The 11,220-nt window shown below is 38.1% G+C and carries 7 protein-coding genes; all 7 read left to right on the top strand.

Annotated elements, in window-relative coordinates:
- The first annotated feature begins 302 nt into the window (after nt 1-302).
- The 7 genes from LVD51_RS14660 to LVD51_RS14690 all read left to right on the top strand — a co-directional run bounded on the left by LVD51_RS14660 (nt 303) and on the right by LVD51_RS14690 (nt 10,917).
- Nucleotides 303-1,457, top strand: coding sequence for a DUF4221 family protein (locus LVD51_RS14660; RefSeq protein WP_236972148.1), 1,155 nt, complete (start codon nt 303-305; stop codon nt 1,455-1,457).
- Between the two features lie 85 nt (nt 1,458-1,542).
- The gene (locus LVD51_RS14665) at nt 1,543-2,118 is read left to right on the top strand and encodes a hypothetical protein (protein WP_236972149.1); all 576 of its coding nucleotides are present in this window, start codon (nt 1,543-1,545) and stop codon (nt 2,116-2,118) included.
- Nucleotides 2,119-2,330: 212 nt separating this feature from the next.
- The gene (locus LVD51_RS14670; RefSeq protein WP_236972150.1) at nt 2,331-3,371 is read left to right on the top strand and encodes an efflux RND transporter periplasmic adaptor subunit; all 1,041 of its coding nucleotides are present in this window, start codon (nt 2,331-2,333) and stop codon (nt 3,369-3,371) included.
- Complete coding sequence (locus LVD51_RS14675; protein WP_236972151.1) at nt 3,372-6,380, top strand: efflux RND transporter permease subunit; 3,009 nt, start codon at nt 3,372-3,374, stop codon at nt 6,378-6,380.
- 4 nt (nt 6,381-6,384) lie between these two features.
- On the top strand, nt 6,385-9,531 hold the full coding sequence (locus tag LVD51_RS14680) for an efflux RND transporter permease subunit (protein ID WP_317207904.1): 3,147 nt from the start codon (nt 6,385-6,387) through the stop codon (nt 9,529-9,531).
- A 527-nt stretch (nt 9,532-10,058) separates the two neighbouring features.
- On the top strand, nt 10,059-10,595 hold the full coding sequence (locus LVD51_RS14685; protein ID WP_236972153.1) for a hypothetical protein: 537 nt from the start codon (nt 10,059-10,061) through the stop codon (nt 10,593-10,595).
- Nucleotides 10,588-10,917, top strand: coding sequence for a helix-turn-helix transcriptional regulator (locus LVD51_RS14690; RefSeq protein WP_236972154.1), 330 nt, complete (start codon nt 10,588-10,590; stop codon nt 10,915-10,917). The genes LVD51_RS14685 and LVD51_RS14690 overlap by 8 nt, the downstream gene beginning before the upstream one ends.
- The last annotated feature ends 303 nt before the right edge of the window (nt 10,918-11,220 follow it).

Raw genomic sequence — 11,220 nt, forward strand, 5'->3', positions numbered from 1 at the left:
ATATTGATTAAAATGAACTATTAAATATCAAAACACCACACCATCAGATTCTAATACAGAGAGCGAATCAATATAAAAACATTCATAAATATCGCCCACCCCCTTGCTTAGTGTCATTTAATTTTGCAATTACACAATATCTTATTACATTCACTAACAATACCAGTCAAAATATTATAAGACATTTTTTAAAGTTAATGATCTCTTATCCTTATTTGTAAGATTTATTTTTTGCAGAATAATGAAAGTCGTAATTATCATCATTTTCCACCTATACTGATAACGACAAAATAAAAACAGCAATGAAAAGAAACACAATGTGGACAGTAATCTATTGCGCTTTTGGCCTATACATGAATTTGAGTTGCAATGACCTAGAGGTAGTTCATTGCAATTCTATGAATTTGGAAACACATGAAATAAAATTAGTCGACTCCGTGTTTTTTGACATCGACAAATATTCAAATAATGATGAAATGAAATTTTTTTATAATGAACATAAAGAAAAATCATACTTCGGCTTTCACAACCCCATAAAGCATGCCCTATATATATACGACTACCATTCTAGCTCACTTCTAACGACAATAGCTCTCGACAAAGAAGGTCCCAATGCGATTTCCAACAGCATCAATAGCCTATATGTAATCAATGTAGATTCAATCGTCATTGCAGAAGGGATGACAGGAAAACTTAAATTAATATCCCAAAACAACCATATACTTTCTGAATTCCAGACCCAACCTGCTACCAATAATCATTGTCGTGGTCCAATAGTTTCCAATATGGCCAAACCCATCATATTTCACGACAACAAATTATACTTTGTAACCTTTATTGCAGGCGTAGAACCCATCACAGATCAAACGAATTTCCATAATGCAGCAGTCGTAGATTTGAAGGATGGAAATGTCAATAGCTTTCTTTATAGACCAGAAATCTACAATACGGGCCAATATGGATTATTTGCCTGCTACCAATTATTTTGCACTCCAAATCTCTCCAACACCGGTATACTCTATAGTTTCGGACTGTCAAAAGAAATTATTGAAATCCCTTTCGACGATTTAACCACATCCAATTCCTATTGTATGGGTAGTGAATTCATCAGTGACATTATCCCCTATTCAGATTTAAAGGATAAACAAATCAACAATCTTCCTAAAATTCAATCTTATGACGAAACCACAAGTTTTTATAGCAATATATACAATCTCCCCAGTAGCAATTCATACATAAGGATAAATACCATAGGAATTTCTTCTATAGATGACCAGAGAAAAGAATCCATATCCATTTTTGATAATAATTTTCAAAAAATAGGTGAAAATGTCATTAATGATGATGTCAAATATGGCTACCATATATTCTCTAATCAAAAAGGACTACACATTATGAAAAAAGACCAACTTGAAGATAGAATTGAATTTTACATCTACAATATCAAGCCAAAATAAACAATCCAGCATCCTCCATTTAGATTTTTAAATAAAACCTTATACCTCTACCACAACACTCTTAACCTATTAAAAATCAATAAAAATGAATAAAATCACAACTTCACTGCGAATGCCATTATCGGAATATAATCTATGTAAACACCTAATATTGGGGCTAATCTTCTACACTAGTCTTATGGCCTGTCAACAGCAAGACTCAAATCATTTTCTTACCATTGGCGACTATGAAATTCAGGGTTTAATTCTAAAAGATAGCAGTAAAAATGAGTTTGAAGAACAATTTTACTTCACCTATGGGGAAGCTGAAGAAACAATAGCTTCCATGAATAATTGGACCATTCCTACAATAGAAGATTTAGATAAAATTTTAGCGATTGTCTTTGAAAACGAAAACATCGATGTAAAAAATGATGCTATATATTATGAAAAAGGGGACATATTCTGTGATGCATTTGAATTACCCGAACTTAAGAACCGAAAGACATATATATGGATTCAAGGATCGATAATTTCATCTAAACAAAAAATACCATTAAGAAGGGTTATTTTGGTTCAACCCAACAACAATGTTTATATCACGGGCACACCTATGGAATGGGAAGGTAAAAAATTTGATCCTGAAGCGGCCTTACTACTCGTAAGAAAAAAACAACAGTGAATTGAAATAAAAACCACATCACTTCATTACTAAAAATGACTTTTTATATACTGGAAAAACAGCCAAGAACCAAACATAACAATTTTTTTCACTATATTAACAACAGCTAAAACTCCACACGGAATCCCACTTATCATTTATACATCAATGCAATATGATCGCCTATGTTGTCACGGATACTACATAACACACTTCATCCTTACTGGATCACTATGGCATTGTTCATTGCTTGCCAGTCCAATCCCTCAACAGAAGTCAGCCATCAGGACTTGGCTTCAGCCCCTCTAACAGCCGTTATGGAGGTCAGAGTTGTCCAAGCCATTCAAGGTGATTTTAAAACCCAAATACCAGCCCAAGGAATGATCACTGCCCTCAAAAAAATGGATTTAATATGGGATGCCACGGGATACATCACCGACATCTTGGTGAAAGAAGGCAGCAGGGTCAAAGCCCACACAACGGTAGCTCAACTCAGCAATGTGGATTTAGATCGAGAACTGGCTCAAGCTCAGATAAACCTTGACCAAGCCCTGCTTAAACGAGAAGACCTCCTCATCAGCGGACAAATCGACACCAGCTCTGTCAACAAAGATAAGTTAGGCAATATCGACTTGCTCAGCGGTTATCGGCAGGCCATGTTCGATATAGATCGACTCGAGAAACAGCGCCAACAACAAAGGATTCAAACCCGATTCGATGGAATGATTTACGACATCTCCCAATCCATTGGCAGTCCGGTAAGCCCAGGTTCCGTATTTGCAAAATTGATCAATACGGATGAATTCCGAGTAGATTTTGAAATCCTCGAATCCGATATTGCCCACATCAAACTAGGCCAGACCATTGACATAGTCCCCTTAGCCGACCAATTTAAACCCATGCAATCAAACATTCAACAAATCATCCCTGTCGTCGACCAACAAGGCCTGGTCAAGGTGAGAGCCAAGATCCATCATCGCAATCTATTGGACGGGATGAAGGTTCAAGTCCTTATCCAACAGCAGATCCCGAATCAAATCATTATACCCAAGAAAGCCATCGTTATTCGATCGGGCAAAGAAGTGGTCTTTTCCTATGATGATCAAACTGGCAAAGCCAATTGGAATTATGTTAAAATCGGCGCCCAAAACCAGAGTCATGTCTGCATAATGGACGGTATTTCAGAAGGAGACCGCGTAATCGTCGAAGGCAACCTCAATCTCAATCACGGATCGGAAGTAAGTATTCTTCAATCATCGGATCAACTTCAATAAATGCTTAGATATCTCATACACCGCCCGATTGGAGTCATCCTTACCTTTATGATGATCGTGGTAATGGGACTCTATGTATTTACGAGAACATCTATCGCCTTATTACCGGAAACCGACCTACCCTACCTCAGTATTTTCGTAAAATACCCAAGTGGAAATGCCAATATCATAGAAAAGGAAATCACCAAGGTCATTCGATTGCAGATGCTGCAAGTCGCTGGGGTAGATGATGCATGGTCCACGTCCCAAAATGGCCGAGCCGAACTAGAACTCCGATTTCGTTATGGCAAGGATATGTCACTGGCCTATATTGAAGCCAATGAAAAACTCGATCAAATAATTTCAAGCCTACCCAAAGACCTCGAACGCCCCATTGTCAATTACAGTAGCCTGAGCGATCTTCCTGTCATGCAGATCAGTCTTCATCCTCGCGATGATTCTTTGACCGATTTTGTCGACTTTGGAATGTTTAGTAAAAATGTGGTTAAACGAAGATTGGAACAACTCGATGAAGTGGCCTTTGTAGATATTAGCGGCTACGACGAGGCTGAAATTCAAATTAGTCCAGACTATAAAAAAATGATGGCTTTGGGCATCGACGAATCCCACCTTCGTGAAACACTAGACAAAAACAATATCAATCTCGGCTCCATCCTTCTCAAAGACGGACAATATCAGTTTGAAGTCAGTATTCGAAGTCAATTTCAATCCCTAGATGACATAAAAAACATGGGCATTCCCATCCATGGGCAAATCCTGCGATTCCGCGACCTAGCCACCATAGAAAAAAAGACCAAAGATCTTCGAGGTAAATTTTTCGACGGTCCACAACGATCCATTCTTCTATCCATCCTCAAACAACCGGAATCCAATATTTTCAACCTGCGAGCAGAAGTATTACAAACCCTAGATTGTCTATCCCAGGAATACCCAGAAATTGAATTAAAAGCCATTCTAGATCAATCTGAGATTTTAAGGGTATCCATTGACAACCTCACCAGCAGTTTGCTCTACGGAGGGCTATTTGCCATCGCCATCCTATTTCTTTTTTATCGACGGGTTTCGGCACTTTTTTTAATTGCCCTAGTTATCCCGTCCACCTTGGTCTCGTCCCTATTGCTTTACTATGTGTTTGGACTATCCATCAACATCATATCGCTGTCAGGCCTCATATTGGGCGTGGGATTAATGATCGACAACTCTATCATTATTATTGAAAATATAACCCAATTTCGTCAACAAAACCACAACATGACCGAGGCTTCCATATTGGGTGCCAACGAAGTGTTCAGTCCTCTGCTTTCGAGTATGCTCACTACTTGCTCCGTCTTTGTGCCTTTGCTATTTATGAGTGGAATTGCAGGATCATTGTTTTACGAACAAGCACTATCTATTGCCATATCCATTTTTATGTCCTTACTGATCGCATACCTCGTGATTCCCGTTTTAATCCAACTCTTTGGATTTGATTTTGCTTTAAGTAAGTCCAGTGATTGGTTAGAAAAGTACCATCACAACCTGTTGCATTTTTCACTACGAAAGCCATTAATCATCCTTATGTTTTTTGGCGTACTCATCACCGCAGCCATTTTCCTCATCCCCAAACTTGAGAAAACCTCATTTCCCGACATTAGCCGTGAGGGTATTGAATGGACGATTGATTGGAATCAAAACATTACCCTAGCTGAAAACCAACGACGCAGCTTTGAACTCATGGATCACCTAGATCATTACAGCGAAGACATGTATTTACTCATGGGCGAGCAACAGTTTTTGTTGGATCGCAATAACCAAAACATACAACAAAGTAAAATCATCTGCATGCAATCCAATGATGAGAAACAGCGACATCTCATTCAGCGAGTTGAGCAATTTTGTCACCAAAAATATCCTTTTACCCGATTAAAATACGGCTATATTGAAAATGCTTTCGACAAGATATTTAAATCCGATCCCTACGATCTATATGTGGAATTACGCCCTCAAAATAGAAGCCAGCCCTTAGATATAACCACTCTTAATACTTACCTTGACCAAATCAGGGACCAGGGATTTGAAGTAGAACCCGTTCAACAACTCGACAAATTATCCATTCATATCGATGTTCACAAAGCCCTCGTATACCAGGTCAATGTAGATGACATCAAACAAAAACTCACCTCGATGCTCAATGCCAACCAATTGGGCACTCTACACAACAACCATGAAAATATAGCCATCACCATCCACCAAAACAGTGAAGATTTTGAAACACTCCTCCAACAGACTATGATAGCCAATGCCAGTGACAGCCTCCTAGGACTTTCCAATTTTGTAAAAATGGATTATGATATCGACTACAAAGAAATAACTGCCACCAGAAAAGGCGAAGCCCAAATAATAGCTCTAGATGATATAGACCAAGCAAAACTTTTAAATCTAAAATCGGTTTTTAATAGTCTGCCGGAATTGGACTTTGATATAACCGGTCCTTATTTCCAAAACCAACAACGCATTGTAGAATTATTATGGGTATTGCTGGTCTCACTCTGTTTACTTTTTCTCATCCTCAGTGCACAATTTGAATCCTTAGTCTTGCCCTTTGTCATCCTTTTGACCCTGCCATTTGGGATTGCTGGATCGTTAACCCTACTATTTTTCGCAGATCAAGCCCTGTCCATACTTTCCATGATAGGGATTGTAGTCATGGCCGGGATCATGGTCAACGACGCCATACTCAAACTCGATATGATCAATCGACTCAGTCCCAAACTCGGAGTTGAAGCCGCACTTTTTGAAGCGGGACGACGTCGGATCAAACCTATCCTCATGACCAGTATTACCACCATCCTCGCTCTATGCCCTATCTTGCTCAGCAGTGGATTGGGTGCAGAACTTCAAAGCCCTCTTGCCCTAGCCGTTATTGGAGGTATTGCCATGGGTACTTTATCCAGCGTAACCATTTTACCGATAATCTACCTTATGTGCACCAGAAATTTCTCTTTTTTCAAAAAATACAAAGCGCAATAAAGTGGTGATTAAAAATCCATATCAGGTGGTCATCATCACTGTATTTTTGGCGATCGCTGGCTTTGCCCTCATCCCCAAACTCAATGTACAATACCTCGCTAGTGGAGACAAGCATTCCCTACGAGTACAATATTCGGCCTATGGATATTCATCAGAAGTATTGGAGCGAGAAGTATGCGTGCCCATAGAATCGGCCATTGCCACCATGAGAGGGATCTCGCAGATCAAGAGTACTACGAGACAGGGATACGGCTATGTAGATATTGAATTGAGCCGCTTCGTAGATTTAGATTTTTTTCGTTTCGAGTTATCCGCCAAACTGCGCCAACTCTATAGCCGCTTCCCTCCAGAAGTAAGCTATCCGACGGTGACCACTATCAGCGGAAAGCGTGGTCAGCAGGAGGAATCAGACCAACCCATCCTAGTGTACACAGTGAGCGCTCCCAGGTCGGTTGATTTTATTGAAAAATATGCCAATGAAGTATTGGCACCAGCTTTGGGATCTATTGAAGGCATTTCTCATGTTGAGATTCACGGCAGTCGCGACCGTCAAATCCAGATGGATATCGACCCTCTGCAATTGGATTACTACGATGTTTCGTTCAGTCAAATTCAAAATGTATTACATCAAGGTTTTTATAAAGAGAGTATCGGATTTTATCGAAAAAATGAAAATATTATTCCCGTAACCATCTCCACCTCCATGGATACGTCATCCGATACCCACAATCTCAATTCCCTACAAAATTTACTTGTCTTATCCGGTGGTCAACAAAGGATACCCCTGTTTGAATTGGCCCACTTTTATTGGAAAGAAGAAGAAGTTTCTAAGTATTATCGCATCAATGGCCAAAATGCTTTGCGCATACTCATTTTTCCAGATATTGGCGTCAATCATTTACAGGCAAGTCATCATGCGAAACAAGAAATATTGACGCTACAACAAGAAATAAGCAATGGCATCCGATTGACTTTAGAGCGAGACAACACCTTATTTCTCCAAAAAGAATTGAAAAAAATATATCAACGGACGGGATTATCCCTCCTCATCCTTATGATCTTTGTTTTGCTATGTTATTGGTCCTGGCAACCGATTTCCGTTATTTTCTCTTCCATTATTGTCAATCTTGGCATTTCATTTATATTCTATTATTTCTGCAAAGTAGAACTCAATCTCTATGCCTTGGCCGGTATTACCGTGACCTTTGGCATGATCATCGACAATGCCATAGTTATGATGCAACACTTGCGAAGCCACGGCAATCGACAGGTATTTGCTGCCCTCTTGACAGCCACCCTTACAACCTTATCGGCCTTAATTATTTTGTTTTTCTTGCCCGATCATTTAAAAGTAGAATTGCGCTATTTCGCTATTGTCATTATCATCAATCTTTCGGTTTCCCTGTTTATCAGTTTAATTTATGTGCCTGCATTTATCGAATTATTGAATAACGGAGAAGATAAAATCAAAGTGGCCAGAGGACAGGTTTTATATCAAAAATGGGAAGATTTCTATCGCCTATATATCGGCTTTGTACAAAGACGAAGATATTGGATGATTGGATTTTTAATACTGTTGTTCGGGATTCCGATATTTAAATTACCGGCCCATTGGGAAGGCCATGATTGGTATAATCAGACCATAGGGAGTCAATGGTATCAAGATGAGGCTCGCCCTATTGTCAATAAAATCCTTGGGGGCAGTTTGCGATTGTTTGTATACTCAGCCTACGAACACGGTGGATTAAGAGAACAAGAAGAGACCCAATTGTATATACGATGCAAAATGCCGGAGGGGTCTAGCCTAGAACAAACCAACGAATTGATTATTATTCTAGAACAATACCTCGACCATTATGCCGACCAATTAAAATCTTACACCACGACCATTAGTGACGGACAAAATGCCAATATTGTGATATTGTTTGATGACCATGCCAATCCTAGTCTACCCTACATATTGAAAGACCGATCCATGTTGTTTAGCAATCAATTCGGTGGTGCTCAATGGAATATTTATGGTGTAGGTAAGGGATATTCCAATGCCAACATGTCGAATCCACCCTCTTTTAGCATAGAATTTACCGGCTATGATAGAGAGAAAATGGCTCAATATGCAGAGGCTGTCAAGTCCAAACTAGAAAACCATCCTCGTGTTCGCGATGTCAAGACCAATACCACTTTATCTTGGTTTGGTGGCTTGAGTAATGAATATTTTTTGGACATAGATATGGACAAAACCTATAGCCAAGGCTTAGACTTATCGACGATAGCCCAAGTAATGAAATATTACAATTTAAAAAATGAGGTAATGATTCAGCCATTAAATCATGCACGGATTGACTACGGACTGCGCTTGAATCACGCCGACCGTTGGTCGTTAGAAAATCGAACAATCTCTCATCGTGGCCGACCGATATCGCTAGGTTCTGCCCTCACTTTTTCCCGTGAAAAAACGGCCCAGGACATTATCAAGATCAATCAAGAGTATGTACAGGGCATTAAATTCAATTATACGGGATCACATCGTTTTGGTCAGAAATATTTGGAAGAAGTGTTGGCAGAAATGAAATTGGAATTGCCTTTGGGCTTTCGAATGGCAACACGAGAATTTAGCTATTTTTCTACTGAGTTGCAGCAAAAACAATACAAGTATTTATTACTCATCATTGTATTGATTTACATTATCATGGCCATTCATTTTGAATCTCTGCGCCTCCCATTGGTTATCATAACCATTATTCCATTGTCCTACATCGGGATATTTTTAATCTTTTATTGGACTGGGAGCAGCTTTGATCAGGGAGGATATACTTCTTTTATATTGGTCACTGGATTGACGGTCAACGGATTGATTTATTTACTTTCCGACTATTACAAGCTCTTAAAAAGTGTAGCAGTAGTTGATAAATTGGAAGCTTACCTACAGGCCTTTAGATACAAAATCCTACCTATTTTCCTGACTTTGATCAGTACTTCTGTCGGCTTACTGCCATTTGCTTTAATCGGCCAGGGCGATGTATTTTGGCATAGTTTGGCGGTGGGGTCAATTGGGGGGATATTGTTTTCATTTATTGTCATTGTGTGTTTTGTGCCTTTGTTTCTGGTTTCTGGTCAGGTTCATAACCGAAATAAAACTGATCAGATCTAAACCGTTCGATTTTACATTATTTCAGACTTACTTCCTTTGATTATTTTAATATCTTTTTTTCTCGGCGTACACCTCGTTTTAATTTTGATACTATTAATAAATCGTATCAATTTCCTTCAAAAAAACAAAAATTTTGTTCTACTATTAGAAATCTGAGTTATTAATCTGATCGTTACTTGATTTTTTACTAACATTCCGCTCCAAGCTTAAAATCTCATATTGCACCTAATTTTCAGTATTTTATAAATACGAAAACATCTTACCTCCTAACATTTAAAGTAGTTATAAACATTTACCACAAAACACAATACAAATTAAAAATATTTAATATGTATAAATTCCTTATATTTACATGATAATACTTAGCAAAAAAGAAGACTACACTAAATGTTAAAAGAGAATACTTTACCGCCAATACAAAAGGAAACATGACTAAATTTTCCGGTTTACATCTACAAATAGTAGACGCTATATTGATACAACATATGTTAAATTTTATTATTAAAATCAACTTATAAGTTTATTTTATGAAAATAAATACTATATTTGAGAATGAATTATTTGCCTTCAAATATGACAATGAGGGTCAACACGAGTTAGATAGGTTAATGGAATTGTGGACTGATCCTGAATACATATCTAATTTTTTAGAAACACACAAAAGCGATATCCCCAAAGGAGAAGATCAAACAAAATTAGCTGTGAAGTTGTTAAAGAATGCGAGTAAGATACTTGAACTTATTTACGATATTTGTAATAAGAAAGATCTACACCTTGAGGAATTTTTTGCACCCTTAGATAATCAGGCTTCTGGATTTTCAGAATTATCGAGGCAAAAAGGGAAGCTTAAAAAAACTAGGACTTATTTAAGAATATTAGCATTAAGGATAGACAAAAATTGTTTTGTAATTACTGGAGGTGCGATTAAATTTACCCATCTCATGAAAGATAGAGACCACACATATAATGAATTAAAAAAGATCAATAGGTGTAAGGACTATTTAAAATCTAATGGCGTATTTGATTCCGACTCTTTTTATGAATTTATAATAGATGTTGAATAAAGATAAATTTTTGGCTCTTGTTTCCCAAGAGAAAACCGACACCATTGAAAAAATAAAATGGCGAATCCAAAATCGTGATTGGCTTGAAAGATCTCAGGATATTGCCCTTAAAATTTTACAAATCCTCCGCGAAAAAAATATGAGCCAAAAGGATTTAGCCCAAATATTGGACGTATCCCCTCAACAAGTCAATAAATGGGTAAAAGGCAAAGAAAATTTCCGCTTAGACACAATTTCTAAATTGGAAAATGCACTTGGTACTGAATTGATAAAAACCAATGCTGAGTTTGACAAAAACAACTTAGTAAAAGAGGAAATATGAGGCGATATTGGTTGCGTTACAGCTCGTGATCTGTAAATCATAGTGACTCGTCGTATGTCCCCCGCTGGCGGGTGACTGAACATGAACGAATACAGTACAAAGTACCGATGATCCAAAAGTGATCATCGATGAGAGAACCGAGATCTTTTGATCTCAAATGGGGTAGCTAATAGCATCCAATCGACTAAATGTGACTGAATAAAGTGCATTATTGAACATAATACGTAGTATCATTGACCGTAAATCGGTCAATGGTGAGATAACCACAGCTACCATGCTGTGGGTGGGTGAGGAAAGGTCGCA

The sequence above is a fragment of the Membranihabitans marinus genome (genome assembly GCF_021729155.1).
GTDB classification, from domain to species: Bacteria; Bacteroidota; Bacteroidia; order Chitinophagales; family Saprospiraceae; genus Membranihabitans; species Membranihabitans marinus.